At 27.4% G+C, this 24,017-nt stretch carries 21 protein-coding genes, 3 pseudogenes, 1 riboswitch and 1 other annotated feature; of the genes and pseudogenes, 12 read left to right on the forward strand and 12 right to left on the reverse strand.

Annotated features, from left to right (window positions below; all coding sequences use genetic code 11):
- Position 1: 1 nt before the first annotated feature.
- Both EJL03_RS06865 and EJL03_RS06870 read left to right on the forward strand, forming a co-directional pair.
- The gene (locus EJL03_RS06865; RefSeq protein WP_125153224.1) at positions 2–1,489 is read left to right on the forward strand and encodes a M56 family metallopeptidase; all 1,488 of its coding nucleotides are present in this window, start codon (positions 2–4) and stop codon (positions 1,487–1,489) included.
- A 102-nt stretch (positions 1,490–1,591) separates the two neighbouring features.
- A complete protein-coding gene (locus tag EJL03_RS06870; protein WP_125153225.1) occupies positions 1,592–2,875 on the forward strand; it encodes a S8/S53 family peptidase in 1,284 nt (427 codons plus the stop codon).
- Positions 2,876–3,054: 179 nt separating this feature from the next.
- Here EJL03_RS06870 and EJL03_RS06875 read toward each other — a convergent pair whose 3' ends face one another.
- The 5 genes and pseudogenes from EJL03_RS06875 to EJL03_RS06895 all read right to left on the reverse strand — a co-directional run.
- Positions 3,055–3,732: a hypothetical protein gene (locus tag EJL03_RS06875; protein ID WP_125153226.1), complete on the reverse strand. Its 678-nt coding sequence runs from the start codon at positions 3,730–3,732 to the stop codon at positions 3,055–3,057.
- Positions 3,733–4,207: 475 nt separating this feature from the next.
- Positions 4,208–4,531, reverse strand: coding sequence for a CGGC domain-containing protein (locus EJL03_RS06880; RefSeq protein WP_125153227.1), 324 nt, complete (start codon positions 4,529–4,531; stop codon positions 4,208–4,210).
- A gap of 15 nt (positions 4,532–4,546) precedes the next feature.
- Positions 4,547–5,293: pseudogene (locus EJL03_RS06885) on the reverse strand (ABC transporter ATP-binding protein).
- 224 nt (positions 5,294–5,517) lie between these two features.
- The gene (locus EJL03_RS16405) at positions 5,518–5,679 is read right to left on the reverse strand and encodes a hypothetical protein (RefSeq protein ID WP_243108664.1); all 162 of its coding nucleotides are present in this window, start codon (positions 5,677–5,679) and stop codon (positions 5,518–5,520) included.
- Positions 5,680–5,721: 42 nt separating this feature from the next.
- Positions 5,722–6,039 (reverse strand): annotated as a pseudogene (locus tag EJL03_RS06895) (ABC transporter substrate-binding protein); the annotation flags it as partial.
- Positions 6,040–6,242: 203 nt separating this feature from the next.
- A riboswitch (cobalamin riboswitch) is annotated at positions 6,243–6,427 on the reverse strand.
- Between the two features lie 406 nt (positions 6,428–6,833).
- Between EJL03_RS06895 and EJL03_RS06900 the strand changes: the two are divergent.
- The 5 genes and pseudogenes from EJL03_RS06900 to EJL03_RS16805 form a co-directional block, all read left to right on the forward strand.
- Positions 6,834–7,817, forward strand: coding sequence for an asparaginase (locus EJL03_RS06900; RefSeq protein WP_125153229.1), 984 nt, complete (start codon positions 6,834–6,836; stop codon positions 7,815–7,817).
- 19 nt (positions 7,818–7,836) lie between these two features.
- Positions 7,837–8,277, forward strand: a complete 441-nt coding sequence (locus EJL03_RS06905) for an Lrp/AsnC family transcriptional regulator (protein ID WP_125153230.1) — start codon at positions 7,837–7,839, stop codon at positions 8,275–8,277.
- Positions 8,278–8,443: 166 nt separating this feature from the next.
- Positions 8,444–8,869, forward strand: a complete 426-nt coding sequence (locus tag EJL03_RS06910) for a bacteriohemerythrin (protein WP_125153231.1) — start codon at positions 8,444–8,446, stop codon at positions 8,867–8,869.
- Positions 8,869–9,345, forward strand: coding sequence for a chemotaxis protein CheX (locus EJL03_RS06915; protein WP_125153232.1), 477 nt, complete (start codon positions 8,869–8,871; stop codon positions 9,343–9,345). The genes EJL03_RS06910 and EJL03_RS06915 overlap by 1 nt, the downstream gene beginning before the upstream one ends.
- 261 nt (positions 9,346–9,606) lie before the next feature.
- Positions 9,607–10,054: pseudogene (locus EJL03_RS16805) on the forward strand (helix-turn-helix transcriptional regulator); the annotation flags it as partial.
- A 2-nt stretch (positions 10,055–10,056) separates the two neighbouring features.
- Here EJL03_RS16805 and EJL03_RS16415 read toward each other — a convergent pair.
- Positions 10,057–10,197, reverse strand: coding sequence for a hypothetical protein (locus EJL03_RS16415; protein ID WP_243108665.1), 141 nt, complete (start codon positions 10,195–10,197; stop codon positions 10,057–10,059).
- Between the two features lie 22 nt (positions 10,198–10,219).
- Between EJL03_RS16415 and EJL03_RS16420 the strand changes: the two genes are divergently transcribed.
- The 3 genes from EJL03_RS16420 to EJL03_RS06930 all read left to right on the forward strand — a co-directional run bounded on the left by EJL03_RS16420 (position 10,220) and on the right by EJL03_RS06930 (position 13,299).
- Complete coding sequence (locus EJL03_RS16420) at positions 10,220–10,474, forward strand: TroA family protein (RefSeq protein ID WP_243108666.1); 255 nt, start codon at positions 10,220–10,222, stop codon at positions 10,472–10,474.
- 42 nt (positions 10,475–10,516) lie between these two features.
- Complete coding sequence (locus EJL03_RS06925) at positions 10,517–11,101, forward strand: ABC transporter ATP-binding protein (protein ID WP_164509027.1); 585 nt, start codon at positions 10,517–10,519, stop codon at positions 11,099–11,101.
- A gap of 203 nt (positions 11,102–11,304) precedes the next feature.
- Entirely contained in the window at positions 11,305–13,299 is a 1,995-nt protein-coding gene (locus EJL03_RS06930; RefSeq protein WP_125153234.1) for a chitinase N-terminal domain-containing protein, read from the forward strand.
- A 92-nt stretch (positions 13,300–13,391) separates the two neighbouring features.
- On the opposite strand, the gene EJL03_RS06935 is transcribed toward EJL03_RS06930, so the two are convergent.
- The 4 genes from EJL03_RS06935 to EJL03_RS06950 form a co-directional block, all read right to left on the reverse strand.
- Positions 13,392–14,303, reverse strand: coding sequence for a PLP-dependent cysteine synthase family protein (locus EJL03_RS06935; protein WP_125153235.1), 912 nt, complete (start codon positions 14,301–14,303; stop codon positions 13,392–13,394).
- Between the two features lie 87 nt (positions 14,304–14,390).
- A complete protein-coding gene (locus EJL03_RS06940; RefSeq protein ID WP_125153236.1) occupies positions 14,391–15,542 on the reverse strand; it encodes a trans-sulfuration enzyme family protein in 1,152 nt (383 codons plus the stop codon).
- A 17-nt stretch (positions 15,543–15,559) separates the two neighbouring features.
- Positions 15,560–16,186: a class I SAM-dependent methyltransferase gene (locus EJL03_RS06945; RefSeq protein WP_125153237.1), complete on the reverse strand. Its 627-nt coding sequence runs from the start codon at positions 16,184–16,186 to the stop codon at positions 15,560–15,562.
- Positions 16,187–16,243: 57 nt separating this feature from the next.
- Positions 16,244–16,472, reverse strand: a binding site (T-box leader).
- Positions 16,473–16,716: 244 nt separating this feature from the next.
- Positions 16,717–17,592: a LysR family transcriptional regulator gene (locus tag EJL03_RS06950; RefSeq protein ID WP_125153238.1), complete on the reverse strand. Its 876-nt coding sequence runs from the start codon at positions 17,590–17,592 to the stop codon at positions 16,717–16,719.
- A 123-nt stretch (positions 17,593–17,715) separates the two neighbouring features.
- On the opposite strand from EJL03_RS06950, the gene EJL03_RS06955 reads away from it, so the two are divergent.
- Together EJL03_RS06955 and EJL03_RS06960 are read left to right on the forward strand one after the other, a co-directional pair.
- A complete protein-coding gene (locus EJL03_RS06955) occupies positions 17,716–18,906 on the forward strand; it encodes a coenzyme F420-0:L-glutamate ligase (protein ID WP_125153239.1) in 1,191 nt (396 codons plus the stop codon).
- A 375-nt stretch (positions 18,907–19,281) separates the two neighbouring features.
- A complete protein-coding gene (locus EJL03_RS06960) occupies positions 19,282–20,505 on the forward strand; it encodes a Zn-dependent hydrolase (protein WP_125153240.1) in 1,224 nt (407 codons plus the stop codon).
- Between the two features lie 130 nt (positions 20,506–20,635).
- Here the strand turns inward: EJL03_RS06960 and EJL03_RS06965 are convergent, their stop codons facing one another.
- Together EJL03_RS06965 and EJL03_RS06970 are read right to left on the reverse strand one after the other, a co-directional pair.
- The gene (locus tag EJL03_RS06965; protein ID WP_125153241.1) at positions 20,636–22,033 is read right to left on the reverse strand and encodes an alginate O-acetyltransferase AlgX-related protein; all 1,398 of its coding nucleotides are present in this window, start codon (positions 22,031–22,033) and stop codon (positions 20,636–20,638) included.
- A 15-nt stretch (positions 22,034–22,048) separates the two neighbouring features.
- Positions 22,049–23,464, reverse strand: a complete 1,416-nt coding sequence (locus tag EJL03_RS06970; protein ID WP_125153242.1) for an MBOAT family O-acyltransferase — start codon at positions 23,462–23,464, stop codon at positions 22,049–22,051.
- Between the last annotated feature and the right edge of the window lie 553 nt (positions 23,465–24,017).

Genomic DNA, 24,017 nt, shown 5'->3' on the forward strand with positions numbered 1-24,017 from the left:
TATGGATAAATCAGTATTTTACTTATTCTTAATTTTTAGGCTAGTAATGGAAATGTCAATATTTTCTATAATACCTATAGTTTCTATTACTATTTTAAACAAGCTATTAAATAAAAAAATTTCAATAAAATTTCAATATATACTCTATATTTTTATATTAATAAGATTAATACTACCTATAATGCCCAAAAGTTCCTTAAGTTTATATAACAAAGCAAAAATCTTAGTGAAAATAAATAATAAAAATAATATAGTAGAAATGATAAAAAATGAAAATAAAGATAGGAATTATGATAACAGCTTAAATTATTACAAAGAAAAGAATACTGATTTTAATAATCCTAAGTATTTAAGCTTTACCCACATAATAAATAAGTTTAATGTTAGTACTAAATATTTATTTATTATATGGTGTTTAGGCTTAGGTATATTAACTATATATACCATATTAACTTATGTTATATTCCATAAAAAAATAAAGCAAAGTGGTAAAAACATAACTGATAATACTATACTTGATTTTATGTTGGACTGCACTAAACTTTTAAAAATTAAAAATAGTTTCAAATTATTAGAACTAGATTACATAAATAGTCCAGCTACATTTGGAATAAAAAAACCTATGATACTCATTCCAAAAGGAATGTTTTCCAAACTAGGAAAAAAAGATTTAAAAAATATATTATTACACGAACTATGTCACTGTAAAAGAAAAGATATCCTGATTATATACCTTTGTAAAATTATTTCTATACTATATTGGTTCAATCCTCTAATTTGGCTTACTATCAATGAATTGAAAAAATCTTTAGAACTAAGTTGTGATGAAATGGTACTTTCTTATATAAATAAGGAGGAAAAATTAAATTATGGATACACTATACTAAATATTTTGTCTTGCTCTAAAAATAAATCATCAATATACTTTCCTTTAAATATACTTGGTACCAAAAAAGAGCTTTCAAAAAGACTTTCCTTTATACGTGACTTTAAGAAGAAAAGTGTATGCAATAAGTCTATCTCTTTAATAGGAGTTTTATTAACTGGATTAATCATGTTAACAGAGCCTAACATAGTTATTTCTACAACTGTAGATAAAGATATATCTACCAAATATATAGTGGATGAAAAAGGCAGAATTAGAAAAATTGATAATACTGACTTCCCTTTCACTAAGGATAATACAGTTTTAGGTGAATGGGTTTCCATAGACTTTATAGAAAAACCAAATGATTTTATTCCTAATAAAAAAAGCTTTAGAGATGATTTATACATTAACAATATACATTTCTTTCAAAATGGACAAACAAACAAAGTGTTTTATAAATGGTCAAAAAATTTTATTATATGTCCTTATGATAAAACTGTTAGTAGGTATTATATTAAAATTATAAATAATACTAAATATATGTTTTTACAATGGAAAAGTGGGGATTATGCATTTAGAAATAGTTTACCACGTTATTATGTATTAAAAAAAGTTAAATAGTTTATTATTAGAGACGCATTGTTTCATATCTCTAGTAATAAATTTTTTTGATAAAGATTACATTTGTAATCTTTATCAAAAAATAATCTTAAGGAGGACACTATGTCAAATTATTTTAAAACAATTAGTACTAAAAAGAAAATATGTTTCTCAATTATTTTTATCTTAATTATACTTATAATATTTACTTTTACTTTTCCAATATGCAAATATAGTAATGCAAAAGTAAATAGTAATAATGGTATCGCTAAAGTTCCCAATGTGGCAGATTTTAAAAGAAAGCAGTTAAAAGCTCTTCCAAAGTACAATAAAAATTCCGAAAAAATGTGGCAAGTAGATTTAAGAGGTTATGATTTATCTCACCTTGACATTAAAAATGATTTAAATGATTTATTATATGCAGATTTTGATAGTAAAACAAAATGGCCTTCAACTCTTCCAAAAAGTTTTAATAAAAACTCTATTATTGAGTACGGCAAAAATCCTGGTTTAAATTTAAGAAAATTACATAAAAAAGGTATTACGGGTAAAGGAGTTAGTATAGCAATTATAGATCAAACTCTTTTAACCAATCATAAGGAATATAAAGATAGATTAAAATTTTATGAAGAAATCCATAATATTGACGATGAAAACGGTGCCTCTATGCACGGTACTGCTGTTAGTTCTATTGCCGTAGGGAAAACCGTAGGTGTTGCACCAGAAGCAGATTTATATTATATTGCAGAAACTCATGGAACTTTAACCTTAAGTAGCTTTATAACGAGATTCCCTTTTGATTTTACTTATTTAGCAAAATCCATAGATAGAATTATAGAAGTAAATAAAACCTTACCTAAAGAAAAAAAGATAAGAGCCATTTCCATGTCTATTGGCTGGATGGAAAAAGAAAAAGGTTTTAAAAAAGTAGATGAAGCCGTAAAAAGGGCTAAAGCTGAAGGTATATTAATGGTTTCAACAAATTTTTATAAATATTATGGAGTTAATTTTTGGGGGCTTGGACGAGACAGCATGAAAAATCCAGATGATTTTCAAAACTATGAACCAGGAATGTTTTTTAATAATACATTTTTTAAATCTAATGAAAAGTTCAATTATAAAAAAGATATTATGGTTCCAATGGATAGTAGATGCACTGCCTCTCCTACAGGTACATCTGATTATGTATTTTATAGACAAGGTGGTTTAAGCTGGTCCGCTCCTTATATAGCAGCATTATATGCTTTGTGCTGTCAAGTAAATCCTTATATAACTCCAGATGAATTTTTAAGGGCAACCGTAGACACAGGTAACATCATACAAGTAGAAAAAAATAACAAAAAGTATAATTTAGGGAAAATAGTAAATCCTGAAAAACTTATAGAAAAAATACAAGTAAATAAATAAAATATAACATACTAATATTATTGAAAAATAATTAAAAAAGGTTATATTAATAGTGATTTTACAAATATAACCTTTTTTAATATATGAAGTTTTATTATTCCTATGATTAACTATATTCTAGAATATAGTATTTAATTAATCACTTTAATAGTAGCAAAACTATTTTATACTTTCCAAATTCATTTCAATATTGCTTCTATAATAGTATCTGCCATATATAAATTTTGTTTCTCAATCTCATCATATATTATAATTGATTTTTCATAATCTTTATTTAGAATATAAACTATCTCAGATTTTATTAGGCCTAAATACCTTTCTAAATTTACCTCCCAGTAATTTTTATCACAATGACTATTAAAATTTTTAAGTAAATTAGCCACTTTTATAGCATTTGTCTTCCATTCTATTTCAATGCTATCCGCTTCTTTTTTACTCTCATTATTCACTGCTTTAATGTATCTAATAGTAAATTCAATATGATTTTTTACTAACTCGCTTAATTTTACTACTACACTTTCTAAATAAAATTCTTTTAGTACCATGTTAATATCCACAAGATTTTTTATAAGTCGTTTAGCAATAAACTTTTCATCTTTGGAATCTGTTATTATACTAGTAATAAGCATTCTTATCCATGCAGTGTGTTGGCTACTAAGCATACGAATTTTATTGGTTAAATTTATTTTAAATTTATTCCTTTTTTCTTCAACATAATAATTACATTGATCATACTCTCCATATTCCGCACATACAAAATTAGGATTTAAAGTCACAATAGAGTTTAAATCATTGGGATACTTTTTTAAATTTAAATTACCACTAGAAAAGAACTTTATCTTTGAGCATTCTGGCAATATACTCACTCCTTTTTAATAATTAATTAAACCAACCCATTGTGTCCTATTTTAAATTTCACTTAAGGACTACATCTTTTCCTTATTTCGCCAACCACAAAGCTATTTCAGATCCTACCACTCCCTCTCCAATTTCAGCTACTTTGTTTTTTGACTAGCTTTTTACTTAAAAGTACCTCTGTTGCCGTTACTAAGTTGTTATCTGTGACTTCATCCACATCCAATACTACTAAATCAAAGCCGATAGCTACTATATTCCCCCTGTTAACTCTATATATTCTCTTTATATATAAATATTATCATTAAAGGTAATTACTGTAAACATTCTATCCCTTGGTTTTACAGTATATAATCAGTTATAAAAAAATTAACTCTCCATATCTAATTAATTCTAATTTTACCTAAATAAAAAATCAGTTTAGTATTTAAATAAATAACACTAACCTGATTTTTCTAATTTTAATTATAGAATTTGTTAATGAGTTCCTCTTACTACTTTAAAACCTTCTTTTTTAAGCATTTCTTCATGCTGTTCATACATTTCACATTCTATCTTTATACAAACTGATAAGTGTATAGTATCTACTTTGTTTTTTTTCAATTGATTTATTTTATGTCTCCAATTCTCATCCTTGGCTTTAGTTTCTTTGCAACCAAAACAATAAAAGAAACTATTAAGTAACGGTTTATCTTTCTTATATATTTCAAAGGCAGCTTTAGAATTATTATATGCCTTAAAACAACCTGTACCTGAGCATTTCCCAACTAGCTTTCTACATGCCATTATTGCTATAGCCATAATTTAACCCCCTCTCTAAATAGTTTTAAATATAATATGCATATGGCCCTCATCAAAGTGAATCTTACAATCCACCTGGTATACTTTTTTAATAAGCTCTTGTGTTAATACATCTTTAGGTCTCCCATCTGCGACCACACATCCTTTGTTCATAACATATAGTTTGTCACAATAAGCCGCTGCTAGATTTAAATCATGTAGTGCTACCACTACAGTAATTCCTAAAGACTTTACTAAGTTTAATATTTGAATTTTATATTTTATATCTAAATGATTGGTAGGCTCATCTAATATAAGTAATTCTACCTGCTGAGCTAAAGCACGTGCCAATAAAATTCTTTCCTTTTCACCCCCTGACAAGGTTGAAAAACTTCTCTTTGCTTACTGAAGCATTTCTACTTTCTCTAACTATTTTATAATCATTTTCTGTATTCTTTTCAAGCACTTTTTATGAGGATTTCTACCCATAATCACCATATCTTGGACCTTTATATCAAAAGCTACATGATTAAACTGACTTACAACTCCTAACTCAGTGTCCATATCTTTTATAGACATATCTAAAAGGCTTTTATTATCTAAAAATATACTACCTGATTTTGGTTTGCATATACGATAAACAGCCTTTTACAAAGTAGATTTTCCACTTCCATTTGGACCAATAATCCCTACAAAATCACCTTCTTTAACACTTACACATGCATTTTTTACTATGGTCTTTCTCCCTATTTCCACATCTATATTTTTAATATCTAGCTTCATATTAACTACCCCTCTCCAAAACCATACCAACGCTTTAATATAATATATATAAAAAAGGGAGCTCCTACAGCTGAAATTATAATACCTAATATATATGGATCTGCCAAAGGATTTTGAACTATAGCTTACATTACTACTCCTCCTATAGCTAATCCCATACCTGCAACTACACCAAGCAAAACTCTTGGCAATCTTATCTGCCAGATTATATCAACAAATGGCCCTTAAATAGCATCTCCCTCTCCTATATTAAATCCTTTGTTTAATATAACCTTATAAACATCTACAAAAGATACATTAACTGGTCCAATAGTCACTGCTAAAATAATTGAAAATACTAAAGTTATACTTAATCCTATTACAACCATTAAATTACTAAATTTCATTGGTTTTCTCTCTTTATTATATTTAATTAAATTAACCATATTTTATTTAAACAATTCTGGATACAATTCTTTAGAGTATCGTTCTACTGCATCAACTGTTCTTACTCCTACTGCCCAAGTTTCTGCCAAATCAGTAATAATTATTTTATTGTTTTTAATAGCATTAACATTTGCTAAAGCTTTATTTTTAGTAAGTATTTTAGATATATCTTTATCACTTATTTTTTTATTATCTCCAAAATGAATAAGTACAATAGCATCTGGATTAACTGATACAACGTTTTCTAAACTTATAGAACCTGACTTATCCCCTAAGTTTTCTGCTCCTGCCTTTACCACCATATCTCCTACTAAATAATTTTTTCCATAAACTCTAAATGTGTTTTTACCTTTATGAACTTTTTATGCAACTTTTTAATTCTTTTTTCCTTCATATCTTACTTCCTCTTTTCTTAAATTTATCATATTTATTTTAGATTTGAAAAAACTCTTTAACTACAATTAGTTAAAGAGTTATATATACATAAACAATCCATAATAAACACCCCCTATTACTCGTAGAGTTACAGTGAAAAAAATAGGCAGATCTTCTGGCTCAAGCATCATAATTTTCTTTTGCCTTCCCATAATAAAACAGTAGCTTATATTGAAGAAAACTCCTCTGTTACAGCGGCGGTACCGCGTGGGATTTACACCCAACTTCCCTTTTAATTAATAAAAAAATTAAACCTATTTATAATTTTCTATGAATTTCTACAAATTATTTTAGCATAAACATATTCTTATATCAAGATATGATTTGAATATTCCAAACTCCAAATATATTAATAAATCTTTAATGTTAATTTACAATACTAATTAGTTTTTATTAACTTTTAATATTACAACTACCTTTATTTAATTAATTATTATAGTTATTTTTTTTATAAAATAAATTATTTATCCTATATTTATAATTTAGTAAAAAGCTAAGAACTATTAACCTTTTTAAATGCATGTACACATAAAATCATTAATGTTAAACTTAGGTTATAACAAAATAATTTTGCTGTGAAAATTATTGCCCATAAAGAATATTCACATAAATAATTTAATTTTCTCATACTTTACTATAATTAATTCTTTATATTATAAATTAAGAAAGGATTTTTTAAATGAAAAATATTATTATTATCTTTACTGGTGGAACTATATCCATGAAAGAAAGTGAAACCACTCACGCAGCAATTCCTGTTATGTCTGGGAATGATATATTAAAACTTACACCTGGAATTGATAAAATTGCAAATATTGATTTCTTAAATTTTGGGATGTTTCCTGGCCCCCACATGACCCCTGAAAAAATGTTTGAACTATCTAATATAATAAAAGATAAAGTTACCTTGGGAGGCTATGATGGTGTAGTTATTACCCACGGTACAGATTCCCTTGAAGAAACTGCATATCTAGTAGATCTTACTTATAAACAAAGTAATCCCGTAGTATTTGTAGGATCAATGAAGAATAGTTCAGAATTTGGTTGGGATGGACCTAGAAACCTTATGGATGCAGTTAATACTGCTACTGCAGATGAATCTTATAACAGAGGTGTAATGGTGGTTATGAATAATGAGATACATGCAGCTTCCCAAGTTACTAAAACTAATACTCATACTCTTGATACCTTCAAAAGTGTGGATTTCGGGCCTATTGGTTTTGTTGATAATAATAAGGTATATTTCTATTACAATTATACTAAAAGACAATACATCAAAACAAAGCATGCTAGTAGTATAGTAGATATTATAAAATGTGGATGTGGTATGAATAATCGTCTTATAAATTTTTGCGTGAGTTCAGGAACTAATGGCTTAATAATAGAAGGTATGGGGCGAGGTAATGTTCCTCCCAAAATGGTATCTGGTATAGAAAATGCTTTAAATAAAAACATCCCTGTGGTCTTAGTGTCTAGATGTATAAAAGGAAAAGTACTTGATGATTATGGCTATGAAGGTGCTGGAAGAGAGCTTAGAGAAAAAGGCGTGATTTTAGGAGATAATCTTAATTCACATAAAGCAAGAATAAAACTTATTATTGCTCTTGGATATACTAATAGAATTCATGAAATAAAGGATATCTTTGAAAAAAATTACTATTAATTATAAAGGAGTTTATTAAATGGATGACACTGATGATAAAATTATCCAAATTCTACTGAAAAACGCTAGAATCTCTATGAAAGAACTAGCTAAAATTATTTCTCTTTCAGCACCTGCTACTGCTGAAAGAGTTAAAAAACTTGAAGAAATTGGAGTTATAAATGGTTATAAAGCTATTATTAACTATGAAAAAATAGGCCAGCCTATTAATGTTCTAATTAATGTAGATATGAAAATAGAGGTAAATGAAAAATTTATGAAATTTATAGAAAATGAAGATTCAATTATAGAATGTCACCATGTTACAGGACCTTACTGTAAAATTTTAAAAGCTAGTCTTAAAGATATGGCTGGTTTAGAAAATTTAATTGGGAAAATTCAAGTATATGGTAACACAGAAACTTTTATAATATTGTCTTCCACAATAAAGGATAATATTATAAAATTAAATGACATTTAGTATGTTTTATTAACAAAATATTATGCTTATTTAACAATACCTATTTGACAATATTGGTGTTAATTTATATAATCAACCTTAAAAACACAAAATTATTTTACCCACATATTACAATAAATATATCTGGTGATCTAATGCGCTAAATATTTAAGGGGGTTGATTTAAAATGATGTGGAAAGAAAAATATAGGGTTGGAGTAGATTTAATAGATCTTCAACATAAAGAACTCTTTAAACGTGTCTCAGAGTTTATTAATATAGTCCAAGATAAAAATACTACAAAGTGGAAAGATAAAATACAACAAATTAAAAAGACTATGATTTTTATGCAGGAATATGTAGTGTCTCATTTTGATGCTGAGGAAGCTTACCAAAAGAAAATCAATTATCCTGATAAAAAAAATCATGAAAAAATTCATAGTGATTTTAAAAATATGGTTAATAACTATGCTATACGTTTAGAAAAGGAAAATTATCCTGAAGAATTAGTAAAGGAACTAGCAGGCAAACTAATGACTTGGCTTATTATGCATGTAACTCAAACAGACCAAAAAATTGGGGATTTTGTAAAGAAGCAAGGGGGAGAAATATAGTGAAACAAGAATATATAAATTCATTTTATAAAGCTACTATAGATGTATTTCGCCTAATGCTTGACGTTGAAATAAATAGAGAGGAAATTTCTCTTGTTGATGGAATGATAAGCAGTAAAGAAGCTAATGTTGTACTTGGAGTAACTGGAGATTTAAAAGGGTCAATACTTTTTAGTTTTCCTAAAAAAATGACTTTGAAGATGATAAAAATTATGTGTGGTATGGAAATGGACAGGATTGATGAATTCGTTTCTTCTGCCCTAGGTGAAATGGCTAACATTATTGGAGGAAATGCATTAACCCTTTTAAACTCTAATAATTATCTTTGTGATATAGTTCCGCCTCAAATTTTTGTAGGTGAGTATAACTCTTATTCAATGGCCAATGAAAAAGCACTATTCCTTCCAATTAAATCTTCTATAGGTAATTTTGACATACATATTTTTTTAGAAGAAAAAGCAACTAATCAATTTTAGTATATTATTTTATAATAAACACATAATATTATTCAGAGAGGTGATTACCAATGGGTAAATATTCTAGAGAAAATTATATAAGGTTATACCGAAAATAATTTTAAATCTCAAGGATTTCACTAATCTAATTGCCAGAAAGCCCTAATGCTTTCTGGCTTTAATTTTCATTATATACTTTTGTTTCAGTAAATCACTAATAAAAATAATTTATTAATTTGTTATAATTAAATAATAAATTATTGTATGTAGGGTGAAAAATTTATAAAAATTAATAGGCTATTAGCAATTGTAGTCATACTTTTAAATAGAGATAAAATATCTGCACCAGAATTAGCGGAAAAATTTCAAGTTTCCATTAGGACAATTTATAGGGATATTGAAGCAATTAATCTAGCAGGGATTCCTATAGTATCTCAAGCTGGTAATAAAGGAGGATTTTATATTATAGATAATTACAAAGTAAACCATAAGTTGTTAATATTAGAAGATATGATTGCAATAATAGAAGGTCTAAAAAATATGAATAGATTATTAGATGATACAACTGTACAAGTTGCCATTGAAAAAGTAGAAAATATCATATTTAAAGAAAAAAGGAAGTTATTGATTTGCATTTGAATAAATATTTATAGATACCTGACCATGGGGTTTTAATAAATGTGAAAATGAAAGCTTAAAATATAAAATTATATATAATACTATTAAAATACTTCAAGAATTTAAAAAAGCTTTTGATAAAATTCCTTTAATCTCACAAAAAGGACATCCCTCAAAAAAAGTATTACTACCTTTAAAACCTGATTTTATAACCGGATGGTCTAATTTTTTATCTGAAAAAAATTGTGGTTCCATTGATTATTTAATAAAAGAAAATATGAATGCTGTAATTTTAGAATCAGCAGGTGGGTTAGGTACTCTAGATACTGTGTATAAAGACTTTCTAACACTTGGTAAAATATTTAATGCTGAAGAAGATTCAGTATCAGTAATAAATAAAATGAAAAAAGAACAAAAAGAAGTTGAAAATAAAGTAACCTCCGTAAAAAATAAGCTTAAGGTACTTGGATATGATTCAGGTGAAAATCATCCCTTCGTAGTAGCTGGTGGCTTAGGAGGAAACTTGATTTAGTGTCTGTATACATAAGAGCTTTTGTAGGAGACTTATTAAGAAGTGCTTATTAATAATAAAAGTGTACTTAATATGAATCTAAAGGAAAGGGCTACTAAAATGGCTGTACTAGCCCAAACTTCAAATCAAAATCTTAACTTTAAAGTAATAGATATTGTATTAATGAGGCTTTATGCTACTAAAAAAAGTATATTTTCCTACACAAAATCTGAAATATATTTTGCTTTATCTGCTTTAGATAAACTAGGAATTGCTCATCTTTCTAGTAGAATATTTAGTACTTTATATGGAGGCGAACGTCAAAGAGCCCTTATTACACGAGCTATTTGCCAAAATGTTCAACTTTTAGTACTTGATGAGCCTTTAAATCATTTAGATATATTCTATCAACTTGAAATAATGAAACTAGTAAAATCTTTTGGTTTAACAGTAGTTTGTGTACTTCATGATTTTATAATAAATTTGAAATTATGTGATAAATTGGTTATAATGAAAGAAGGTTCCGTATATGCTACTGGTCATACAAAAGACTTAATAAACTCATCTATACTAAAAGATGTTTTTAAATATAGATGCAACTATAATTTTTCAAAAAAATATCTGTGGTATTTTATATTAATAATTTAAAATAAGAGAACTTTTTAAGAGCTCTCTTATTTATCTATATATCAAATTATATTAATATTACTCATAAACATACTTAATAAATTTCTTTTCAACATATTTATAAATCTGTACTCTATTTATGTATTTTATATATTTGTGTAATATATAAAAAAATTTATAATAAAGATTTATTGTATAGATAATAAGAAAGGGGTGTATATATTTTGAACAAAAAATTTGAAACTTATTCAAAAACAAATGCTTTAGTTCTTTCATTAGCCATATTAATGGGTGCATCAACACCTGTTTGTGCTATAGAAAGAACTACTATAAGGGAAATTACTACTAAGGGACAATTGACATTTAATAATAGTCATTTTATTACTAATAAAGAAAACCCAGTTGCTAAAACTGAATCACCGGCTCCATTCCAAATTGCTATAGACAATTGGGATGGGTCTCCAAACTATACAATATCAATGAATTTATGGTATGGTGAAAATGGTGATATTTGGAATATTTATGAAAATGGCAAGTTGATTAAAGAGGTAAAATTAGTAAACAATTCACCAAATGCTCAACATGCAGAAATCAAATTTACAGATAAAAATAATGGCACCTACGAGTATACTTCCGAACTTATAAACGCAGCAGGTGTAACTAAATCTCAAAACACTATTGTTCATGAGGTAACTAAAAACGATAAACCTATTGATGTTCCTTTACCTGAATCAGTTAGTGGTGAACCTGCCGTTGGTTATACGGTTCTAAATGAAACAGAATCAAACTTTGAATGGGCAGTATTTGTATCAAATCCTAATAAAAATTATGTATGGGAAGGAAATAGTTTTTCTTTATGGGGAATATCCTTTGAAACTGACAATAAAATAACTTCAATTTCTAATGCAGGTTCTTTTAAACAAGATGATAAAAAAGTCACAATTAATTTAAAACAAGATGAAAGATATTTGCCTTTAAATACTACTAGAATATTTATAGTTAAAGGTGAAAAAACTTCATCAAAAACACCTGAAAACTTTAAATCTAACTTGATTAGAGGGGGAATTGATTATCCAATCTTTGCTTCTCTACCTGCTAGTTTTATAAAAAACAAACCTAACCTAAATGAAAAAGATTTAATAACTAACAAAGATAAATATTATAACCCAAAAGTTAAAACTAATACTTTAAATAAACTTATGTATAATAATCCAGCTTCAGACACTCAACTAATAATACCCATACCGAAAAAAATGCCTGTTCCTATAAACGGAGTAAATGGTTTAAGAATTTGGATTCCTTCTAAATACCTAGCTATGGGAATTGGAACAGGTACTGAATACTTTGGTTTAAATCCAAATTTTATGGTAGGCTTATCAATAAAAGAAAACTTTACTTGTGGATTAGCCCCCATTGAATCTGGATATACAGAAAATATTGTTACTGTAGACGGAAAAAAATGGTCATGGCCCATTCAAAAGAAACATCCTGATGGACCTTTCCAACAAGAAAAAGGTAATTTTAATGAAATTAAAAAACAATACCCAGATTATTTACCAGATACAGCAGAACATGAAAATTACGTAACTTTAAAAACTGGTGAAGTAGATGATCCATCTTATGTTCATGCTGCTATATCTTCTTACATGAGTCTTACTATGACTAGAGAACTTTTATATGCCATCCCTAATAATGACTTTAAAGGATTTATACAAAACTCTAAAGATCCTTGGGCAGAATTTGTTTTAGTTGACAATGCATACAATAGAGGTGTATATGGATTACTTCAAAGAAAATTATTTACAGAGAATAGGGACAAAGCCATAAATTCTTCAGATATAAATAAAGATTTTAATCTTTCTGGTTTTGCTAATCATATCGAGAATGTTCAAAATGTAATAAAAGCTATGGATTCAGAAACAGAAAACTTCTACGATGCAGAAATAACATGGAATGACATGGAAAACTATCTTAAGGAATTAAGATTATATTATGGAAGAAATATACCAACTGATGATGATTGGAAGGCTATGAAGACAGATGTTAAAAAAGCTTATGATATCCTTTCTAAACATTGGGGTGGAACCCATGTATCTTTAAGATATGATTTCTTAACTCTTCTAAGGGTATGTGAGGCACATCTTCCATTAAATAAACAACCTGCTCCATCTAGCCCTTCTTGGATAGAACAAATAAATTCCGCTAATAATATAGGTTAACTGAATTTATAGGTAAAAAGAGCTGATTTGAAAAATTTGTTTTCAAACAGCTCTTTTCATGGTTTTTACCTTTTAAATATAACATTAACTTCCTATTCATATATATTTTTACTAAAATATCTTTCTCCTCTATCTGGTAATAAACTTATAATATTTCCACTATTTATTTCATTAGATAATTTCATTGCCGCAGCAATGGCTGCTCCTGAAGATGTTCCAACAATTAGTCCTTCATTTAAGGCAAGTAGTTTAACTGCATTTAATGCTTCGTTGTCCTTAATTTTTATAACTTTATCTATATAATTAAGGTTCATAGTCACAGGAATAAAATTATTTCCTATACCCTCTATATTATAGCATGCCTCTTTTCCTCCACCCAAAGTTGAACCATCAGGATCTACTAGTATACCTTTTATATTAGGATCTTTTTCCTTAAGATATTTTAATACGCCACTATAAGTTCCTCCACTTCCTGCTCCACAAAGAAAATAATCTATTTTCCCATCCAAGTCTTTATATATTTCAGGTGCTGTAGTCTTATAATGGCATAATGGATTTGATTTATTACTAAATTGGTTTAAACTTATTGAATTTTTTATTGTGCCAATAAGTTCATTTGCTTTTTTCATAGCTCCTAACATTCCCTCCCCTCTAGGCGCAGCTATTATCTCTGCCCCTAAAGCTTTCATCAATGTTTGTTTCTCTATAGAAAATTTTTCCGGCACTACAAGTATTACTCTGTATCCCTTATTTATAGCTGCTAAGGCTATGGCAATTCCTGTATTCCCAGCTGTTGCTTCTATTATTGTATACCCTTTTTTAAGCAACCCTTTTTTTTCAGCATCTTCTATCATATATATACCAATTCTATCTTTAACACTTCCTCCAGGATTTAAAAATTCTAATTTAGCAAATAAATTTACTCTCGACTTTATACATAAGTTATTTAATTTTAAAATAGGTGTATTACCTATATAATCTCTAATGTCTTCTATATATTTCACTATACTTCACCTCTTTTAATATTATATTTGTATAATCTTCAGTTAATTAATTCAAAATTTTATAGTTATTACAACTATTCATGTATTTTATTTTGTATACTTACTTTCATTTAATGCCATTTCCAAATCTTTTATAATATCATGTACACTCTCTATTCCAACAGATAACCTTATTAGGTTGTTAACAATACCTGCCTTTTGTCTTATTTCATATGGTATAGCTCCATGTGTCATGGTTGCTGGATGACATATTAAAGATTCTACTCCCCCTAAGCTTTCTCCAAATGTTATAAAATTTAAGTTTTTAAGAAATTTTTTATAATTATATCCTTCATTTAAAACAAAAGATATCATTCCACCATATCCTTTTCCTTGTTTTGATTGAACATTATATCCAATATGGTCCTTAAATCCTGGATAATAAACCTTATTAACTTCTCCTCTACTCTTTAAAAATTCTGCTACAACTTTAGCATTAAAATTATGTCTGTCCATCCTAACCCCTAAAGTCTTTATCCCCCTAATAAGTAAAAAGGAATCAAACGGTGACAAAACACCACCTGTAGCATTCTGAATAAATTTAATTTTATCTTTTAATTCTTTATCATTTACAACTACTAATCCCGCAAGTAAATCACTGTGTCCACCAAGATATTTAGTTGCACTATGCAAAACTATATCTGCTCCTAATGTTAATGGTCTTTGAAAATATGGTGTCATAAAAGTATTGTCGACTATTGTAATTAAATTATTATCCCTTGCAATTTTTGCTACCTTTTGAATATCCGTTATATCCATTAATGGATTGGTTGGAGTTTCTATATATATTGCTTTTACAGTATTATCAATATTATTCTTAATTTCTTGTAAATCTATTGTATTTACTATCCTATATCCTATATTAAAGTTTTTAAAAATCTTATCTAACACTCTAAATGTACCACCATATAAATTATTTTGAATTATTATATTATCTCCTGATTTAAAAAGAGAAAATATAGCTGTTATTGCAGCCATTCCCGATGAAAATGCAAATCCACCAACCCCATTTTCTAAATCAGTTATAAGTTTTTCTAAAGCTTCTCTTGTAGGGTTACCAGTTCTTGAATATTCATATCTATTATTCTTCTCAATATCTTCTTGTCTGTACGTAGATGTTTGATATATAGGCACATTCACTGCACCTGTAAAGCTATCTCCATCAATTCCTCCATGTATCAAAAGTGATTCAAAATTCATATTACCATTCTCCTTCCTTATAACTTTTTAGCTTGGGCTATAAATATTTTCGTCTCAGTATATTCACCTTTACTTGAATATCCTTTGCAATACAAATCAGTATTCTCTATTTCTAAATTTCTAAACTTATATTTATATAACCATTCCTCTATTTCCCAATTGGAAAATCCTAACCACTCATCATGCATTTCTTCTCTCGCCCATTGCCCATTATGTTTGGTCACATCTGAAATTACTATGCTTCCTCCTTTTTTTAATATCCTATAAACTTCTGATATTACTTTATCCACATTTACTGCATGATGTAATGCCATATTTATAAATACAATATCTACTGATTCATCGAATAACACAATATTTTCTAAATATGATTTAATTGGATATATATTCTTTATATCTTTTTTATAAATTTCTTTCTTTAATTCCCCTAGCATATTATTTGACTGATCTAGTGAAAACACTAAATTTGCTTTTTCCCATAATGCTAATGATATAAATCCTGTTCCACACCCTAAGTCTGCTGCAATCTTATTATCTATAGGTATTTTTGATAGTACCTTATATTTTAATTTCTCCTCAAAATATTCACTTCTAATCAAATTCCAATTAGTTGCTATTGACTCAAAATAATTTAAAGAACTCATATTGACATCCCTCCAATTTTCTATATAACTTTATAAAGCAAAAAAACTTCTGCTCATTTAAGAGGCAGAAGTTCTCCGCGGTTCCACTCTAATTATTATATAAAAATATAATATCTTTCTTAACGCTATAACGTGCGTACACGCAAACTCCTACTGAAACCAAAGTTTTTTCAAAGCAGTGCTCAAAGATGCATTCTCATAGATTACACTTAAAGTCTTTTACAGCCTAGGAAGACTTCTCTCTAAAAGCTTATTCTATGATACTATTTCTTTTCTTTGCATTAAATATTCATAGTATTCATATGTGTTTACTATGTTTTATGTAATATAATATATGCCTTTTTATTTATTTTGTCAATATATTTTTTCACATACCATATATTTTTATATTTATAAACAACCTCTATTTTTATATTTTAGTTTATATCTATATAATCTTCTTTAAAAAGTTTAACTTTTATTTATTAATAAAGCTAGTCTTTTATTAGTATAAGACTAGCTTTATTGTGAATTTATTAGTTTTTATTTATCTATAATAATTTTAAAAAGGTTCTTGCCGCTGGAGATAATGATACACTTTTCAAATAACAAAAGCCTATATTTCTTTTAGGTATTGGTTCTACAGTTTTTACTTCGTATAAAATCCCCTTTTTTAAATACTCTAATGAAAATTCTTTTACAACACAGGCTATTCCCAAATTAATTTTTGCAAACTGTAACAATAAATCATGAGCACCAAGTTCAATATCTGCACTAATACTAACTCCCTTTGTTAATAAATAACTTTCTACATACTGTCTTGAATTAGATTTACTATCTAATAATATAAGAGGCATATTAGAAATTTCCTCAAAAGTCAAAGGACGTTTAATATTCTCCATAAGTCTTGCTCCGCATACAAATATATCTTGTATCTCCATACGTTCTTCAATTTGCAGAGCAGTATCTTCAATAGGTAAATTGCAGATTGCTAAATCTATCTCCCCCATTTTTACTAAATTACATAATTCTTCAGTGGTTCTATTTAAGATTTTTAATTTTACATTTGGGTATTTTATATGGAATTCCTCCAAATAAGATAATAAAAAATATTTAGAAGTTGTGTCTCCTACTCCTATTTTTAGCTCGCCTATCATAAGATTTTTTGAATCTAACATTTTTTTTTCTCCTGTATCAATTAAACTTATAGCAGAAGATACATATTCAAATAAAATTTCTCCTTCATTAGTTAAAATAACTCCTTTAGGAGTTCTTGTAAAAAGCCTTATTTCTAGTTCCTTTTCTAGTTGCATTATAGATTGACTTACAGCTGGTTGTGTCATATATAACTCTTTGGCCGCATTGGAAAAGCTTTTACACTTCCCAACACAACCAAATACTCTATATAAATCTAATTTACTTATCATATAAGTCCTCCTTATACCCATTATACGTACTATTTATTTTACTTATACCATAAAAATATTGTATATTACAAGTGTAGTAATTAAAATAAACTGAAAAAATAATGAAATTAAGGAGAGATAGATTTGGAAAGAGTAGTTGGAACTGTTGTTAGAGGTCTTCGTTGTCCTATTATCCATAAAGGAGATTGTATTGATGATATTGTAGTGGATAGTGTATTAAAAGCTGCTGAAGTTGAAGGATTTAAGTTAAACGATAAGGATGTTGTTACTGTAACAGAATCTGTTGTAGCTCGTGCCCAAGGCAATTATGCTACTATAGATCAAATTTCAAAAGATGTAAAATCAAAATTCGGAAATGATACCATAGGAGTAATATTTCCAATACTCAGCCGTAACCGTTTTGCAATATGCCTTCGTGGTATTGCAAAAGGTGCCAAAAAAATTGTTCTTATGCTTAGTTATCCATCTGATGAAGTTGGCAACCATCTTGTTGATATAGATATGCTAGATGAAAAGGGTATAAATCCTTGGAGTGACGTTTTAACTGAAAAACAATTTCGAAACCATTTTGGGGAAGTTAAGCATACATTTACTGGTGTTGACTATGTTCAATACTATAAATCTTTAATTGAAGAGTATGGTGTTCAATGTGAAGTTATATTCTCAAATAATCCAAAAACTATACTAAATTACACAAAAAATGTTCTTACTTGTGATATACACACAAGATTTAGAACTAAGAAAATACTTAAAAATAATGGTGGCGAAAAAATATATAGTCTTGATAACATATTGACTTCATCTATTGATGGTGGCGGATTTAACGAAAACTATGGTCTTTTAGGATCAAACAAAGCTACTGAAGACTCAGTGAAATTATTCCCTCGTAACTGTCAAATTGTTGTTGATAATATTCAATCCAAACTTAAAGAAAAAACGGGTAAAAATGTTGAAGTAATGATTTACGGTGATGGTGCATTTAAAGATCCAATAGGTAAAATATGGGAACTTGCTGACCCTGTAGTTTCTCCTGCATATACAAAAGGTCTTGAAGGAACACCAAACGAGGTTAAATTAAAATATCTTGCAGATAACGACTTTGCACACCTAGAGGGTGAAGAACTTAAATCTGCTATCTCTGATTATATAAAAAATAAAGAAGATAACCTTGTAGGTTCTATGGCTTCTCAAGGAACTACTCCAAGAAGACTTACAGATCTTATAGGTTCACTTTCAGATTTAACCTCTGGAAGTGGAGATAAAGGTACCCCTATAATATTTATACAAGGTTATTTTGACAACTATACAAAATAAATTTTATAAAAATTGTGGTAATTTTTAATTACCACAGTTTTTATTTTATCATTTAATCTCCTCACATATATTTATAGTAAAATAAAGTTCGCTTTTAAATATAAACATATTGTCACTGCTTTAAATAATTGTATATATTTTAAGACTAGTACTAAAATATAGTTCCAGGTCATAAAATAAAACTGAGATAAAAAAGAAAGCATTATATAAAACTTGGACAATCATACCACCTATAACATAAAAATATGGTTAAATATAAATATATGAATATTAAAGCAATGTTTGAACTCCTTGCTTACTTAGCAATAAAATAGTATTGCTTTCTAATTAAATGTTATTAAACTTAAAAACTATATATAAAAGGGAGTGTGTAATATGTTGAATTGCAACAAAAAAAGATTGGAAGATAAAATTGCTACATTTAGTAAATTTGGCGCTACAAACAATGGTGGAATAACAAGATTATCTCTATCTAAGCCAGCCCTTCAAGCGAGAGCAGAATTTTCAAAAAGAATGAAATCCCTGGGAGCAACTATTATAACTGATGACATGGGTAATATTTATGCTACTCTTAAAGGTTCTGAAGATAACCTTCCTCATATTGCAATGGGTTCACACTGTGATTCCGTAGTACAAGGCGGTAATTATGACGGTATTTTGGGGGTACTTACAGCAATGGAAGTAGCTGAGACTATTGTAACAGAAAAAGTATCTCATCGTCATCCAATTACTGTTATGATCTGGACAAATGAAGAAGGTGCCCGATTTGATCCTGCTATGATGTCCTCTGGTGTAATTACTGGCAAATTTGATAAAGAAAAGATGTTAGCCTCAAAAGATATAAATGGTATAACTTTTGGGGAGGCACTAGATCAAAGTGGATACAAAGGTGAAGAAAAAAATAGAATTAACCCTAAAGATTACATTGCACTTGTAGAACTTCATATCGAACAAGGTCCTGTTTTAAGATCCAAAAACATTGATATAGGTGTTGTAGAAGGTGTTGTCGGAATGATCAATTATGAATTCCAATTCATAGGTCAAGCTGGACACGCAGGTACAGTTCCTCAAAAAATGAGAAAGGATGCTCTTTTAGCAGCTTCTGAAGCTATTCAATATTTGCATAAAGAACTTGATAAACTTGATGATAAATTAGTATACACTACAGGTAGAATAATTTGTTCCCCTAATGTACACACAATTATACCAGACAATGTTAAATTTACTTTAGATGCTAGACATCAAAACCCTAAAGTTATCCAAGAAGTTGTTGCAATTATTGAAAACCTTCCCAATGAATTGGCAAAATGTAAAGTTATATATAAAAAATTATGGTCACGTAATACCGTAAGATTTAATAACGAATTAATTAATCTTGTAGAAAAAAGTTCTAATTTCTATGGTTATTCAAATATGAAACTTTACAGTGGACCAGGACATGATGCACAGTTCGCCGCAGATATGTTACCTACAACTATGATATTTGTTCCTAGTATTGGAGGTCATAGTCATTGTGAAATAGAGAAAACTCCTCTTGATAACTGCCTAAAAGGAGCTAATGTACTGTTGCAAACCATTTTAAGCATAGATAAACAATAGATATTTACACTTTTCCTCAGCTTACCTATTAAAAAGGTATGCTAAATGATATTTCATTTGGCATACCTTTTTCATTCTGTAAACTATAAATTATTAATAACTTAACTCTAAAACTTTAAACTATGTATGTTTATTTTAATTTACAAGGCACTTTTGTAATTTCACTTTCATCCTCAGATATTAAATATAAATTAAACTCATTTAAATTTTCTATTTCCGAAGTTTTTATAGAGAATTCTACTTTCTGTTTTCCGTTAATTTCATTTAATCTACAATCTAACACTCTATTTGAAATATCAGCATATGCACAATATGCCTTCTTTCCTTCTATAGGTATAGAAAAATTTGTTAAACTACTATTTGATTTTTTTAAAATGTCATCCTTTATATGTGCAAAATTTTTCTCTTTAAGATCAGAATAATTTTTAATTTCTTTATTATAAATTGTATTTTTCATTTTTTCCACAGGAAAATAGTAATCTGAATGAGTATATTCCGTAGACTCAAATAAAACTATGTCTGGGTTAAAAATGTTTATATAGTAATCATAGTCAATTACATTATGATAATTATGTATTCTAATTACCTCTGAAAAACTTTCTGTATAAAATTTATCCCTTCCTTCAAAATAACTTCCAGCAAAAATAAGTATCTTAGGGGCGTACTCATTGTTATGATTTTCATAATTTGCATAATATGCAAATTGTTTAGACTGCTTAATTTCATTTCTAAAATCATTAATGGATACCGAATTATTCTTTTTTAAATTATAATGCATAGTCTTTTCATGTATATCAAAATGTGAAACTGGAAGAGTTGTGTTAGTATACTCCACAGCTTCAAACCTATCTTTATCTAGCTTACCTACTCTTGAATCCAAATCATTTAGTCTATCTAATATAGCTGAAATCCCAATAATAGCCCCAGTTTCATTCCAATGATTAGCATCATACTTTTTATCAAAAACCTGATTAGAACTTTTAGCCTCTATTAAAGCATCTCCTGTATATATATAATTAACTTTTTTATCTTTAAGCAGACTTAAAAAGTAATCTAGATTTTCAGTGTTGTAGTTATATCCATCTGGTAAGAATTCTGAATAAACTGTAGTTTTACTAGGTTCTGTAGCATATAAAAATTTTATACCCCTATTAGTACAATAATGTTGAAAATTTATTATAAAATCCGAATAAATTTCTTGGAATTTTTTATTCAAGTCATTTTCTTTTAATTTCGGAAATATATAAGAATTTTTCCCAAATTGATAGCTTGGATGTATCATTTCGTCAAATAATGTATTCATACCTTTTGTATACAAATTAACCATCTCAGTTCTAAATCCTATACGATCCTTTAAATAATTTTCTATATTTTCAGTAATACTTTCTCCCGAAAACACCTCAGAAATTTCTGTAAGTTTCCTATTGTCTATATCCGAAACTTGATTAGCTTTTAAATTCATGGTAATTATGGGAGATACAATTATAAATAAAAACAAAATTGTCCTAATATAATATATTTTTTTCATCCTATGACACCTCCCTTAAAATTGAAAATAAATAAATGGATTGTATGTGGAATTAACTATAAATATTATTGACAAAATTAACAAGACTTCAATTAATATTGTTTTTAACCCTTGTACTATTTTATTATTTTCATATAATTTGAACGTATTCATAACTACAGGTGTACTAAATATAAAAGAAATAGTGAACCAAAATACCAATTTTTTATTAAGAAAGTAGCTAAATTCATATGTAACCTTTGTTGCTTTATTTATGCCAAACATTATTGATAAATAGTTTATCCCGTCTATTAATCCATCTGCTCTAAATAATACCCATCCTAAAATAACAATTAACATAGTAACTATTGTTTTTATAAACGATGGAATTTTTATATACCAATTCTTTTTGTTTATAATCTTTTCAACAATTATAAATATACCATGCCATACTCCCCATATAATAAAATTCCATGAAGCTCCATGCCATAATCCTGTAATTAAAAAAACAATAAATAAATTTAAATATGTATTACCCTTTCTATTTCCTCCTAACGGTATATATAAATACTCCTTAAACCAAGTTGACAAAGATATATGCCACCTTCTCCAAAATTCTGTTATAGACTTAGATATGTAAGGATAATTAAAATTTTCCATAAACTTAAATCCAAATAAATACCCTAACCCTATAGCCATATCGGAATACCCTGAAAAATCAAAATATATTTGAAATGTATACAAAATAGCTCCGAGCCAAGCTGTAGGCTGATCCACTGCATTACTTGAAAGTGAAAAAATTACATCTGTTACCCCACCTAAAGTATCTGCAATGATTACCTTTTTTGATAATCCTATAACAAATCTTTCAATACCATAACTGAATTTTTCAATAGATTCTATCCTGTTTCTTATTTGATTATCTATATCCTTATATTTCACAATAGGACCTGCTATTAATTGTGGGAAAAATGATATATATAATGCCACAAAAAAAATATTTTTATTAACCTTTGCATCATTTTTATATATATCAATTATGTATGACATACCCTGAAATGTAAAAAAAGAAATTCCTATAGGCAACATAATTTCCCTATATTGAAAATTAGTATGAAAAATTCTATTACTATTTCCTATTACAAAATCGTAATATTTATAATAAAAAAGTAATATTAAATTAATTATTATGCCTATTAATAAAGTAATCTTTCTTAATTTTTCATTGTTTTTAAACTTGTCAATAAACAAGCCAAACATATAATTTAATAATATTGAAATCCCTAACAAAGGTAAATATTTCAATCCTCCCCAAGCATAAAAAATTATACTTGTAAAAAGAATTATATAATTCTTAAAAACCTTACTATGAAGAACACTTCCCAAGATATAGTAAATCAATAATGTTAACGGCAAAAAAATAAATATAAATATTTGTGAATCAAATAACATGTCTTCCCCCCTATACAGAAACTACAATACACTATATTAAATAAAAAAATCACCCTAACATGATTTTAATATATTATTAATGTTTTTTAGTTAATAAATAAACTTTTCATATAAAATTCATAAAATATCTATTTATTAACATACTAAAATTATTCAATGTATTATAGTATAAATTTATTATTTTTTATTATCCTAAATATAAGAAGTAAACATTAAAAAAAGCTTAAAAAATAAATTAAATTATTCTTAATTTGTGAACTTTTTTTAAATTGTTTTTAAATTATATATATATAACTTAAAATAATCTACTTATACATCCTTTAATAAAAACTATGTTAAACATTGAAACTAGGGATAAATTTCATACTATTATATATAAGATAATTAATATATTAATCATTTATAATTGTTTAAAAAAATTCACTTTACAAAATCATTTAAAAAACTTAATTAAATAAAAGTGTTTTATATGTTAAAATTAAAAATAAGGTAAAAAAATAAACTAATCAATATTTGGGTATATTTTTTATATTCTTTATAAAACTAGGAGGTG

This window comes from Clostridium rectalis (assembly GCF_900626095.1).
Taxonomy (GTDB): domain Bacteria; phylum Bacillota; class Clostridia; order Clostridiales; family Clostridiaceae; genus Clostridium_AS; species Clostridium_AS rectalis.

Bases quoted from the DNA above. Each gene is read 5' to 3' on its own strand.
- EJL03_RS06870 (WP_125153225.1), top strand. From the start codon at position 1,592: ATGTCAAATTATTTTAAAACAATTAGTACTAAAAAGAAAATATGTTTC.
- EJL03_RS06940 (WP_125153236.1), bottom strand. From the start codon at position 15,542: ATGAATTTTGAATCACTTTTGATACATGGAGGAATTGATGGAGATAGC.
- EJL03_RS16405 (WP_243108664.1), bottom strand. From the start codon at position 5,679: ATGAAATTTAGTAATTTAATGGTTGTAATAGGATTAAGTATAACTTTA.
- EJL03_RS06960 (WP_125153240.1), top strand. From the start codon at position 19,282: ATGTTGAATTGCAACAAAAAAAGATTGGAAGATAAAATTGCTACATTT.
- EJL03_RS06945 (WP_125153237.1), bottom strand. From the start codon at position 16,186: ATGAGTTCTTTAAATTATTTTGAGTCAATAGCAACTAATTGGAATTTG.
- EJL03_RS06905 (WP_125153230.1), top strand. From the start codon at position 7,837: ATGGATGACACTGATGATAAAATTATCCAAATTCTACTGAAAAACGCT.
- EJL03_RS06970 (WP_125153242.1), bottom strand. From the start codon at position 23,464: ATGTTATTTGATTCACAAATATTTATATTTATTTTTTTGCCGTTAACA.
- EJL03_RS16415 (WP_243108665.1), bottom strand. From the start codon at position 10,197: ATGGAACCACAATTTTTTTCAGATAAAAAATTAGACCATCCGGTTATA.
- EJL03_RS06880 (WP_125153227.1), bottom strand. From the start codon at position 4,531: ATGGCTATAGCAATAATGGCATGTAGAAAGCTAGTTGGGAAATGCTCA.
- EJL03_RS16420 (WP_243108666.1), top strand. From the start codon at position 10,220: ATGAATGCTGTAATTTTAGAATCAGCAGGTGGGTTAGGTACTCTAGAT.
- EJL03_RS06900 (WP_125153229.1), top strand. From the start codon at position 6,834: ATGAAAAATATTATTATTATCTTTACTGGTGGAACTATATCCATGAAA.
- EJL03_RS06910 (WP_125153231.1), top strand. From the start codon at position 8,444: ATGATGTGGAAAGAAAAATATAGGGTTGGAGTAGATTTAATAGATCTT.
- EJL03_RS06865 (WP_125153224.1), top strand. From the start codon at position 2: ATGGATAAATCAGTATTTTACTTATTCTTAATTTTTAGGCTAGTAATG.
- EJL03_RS06950 (WP_125153238.1), bottom strand. From the start codon at position 17,592: ATGATAAGTAAATTAGATTTATATAGAGTATTTGGTTGTGTTGGGAAG.
- EJL03_RS06965 (WP_125153241.1), bottom strand. From the start codon at position 22,033: ATGAAAAAAATATATTATATTAGGACAATTTTGTTTTTATTTATAATT.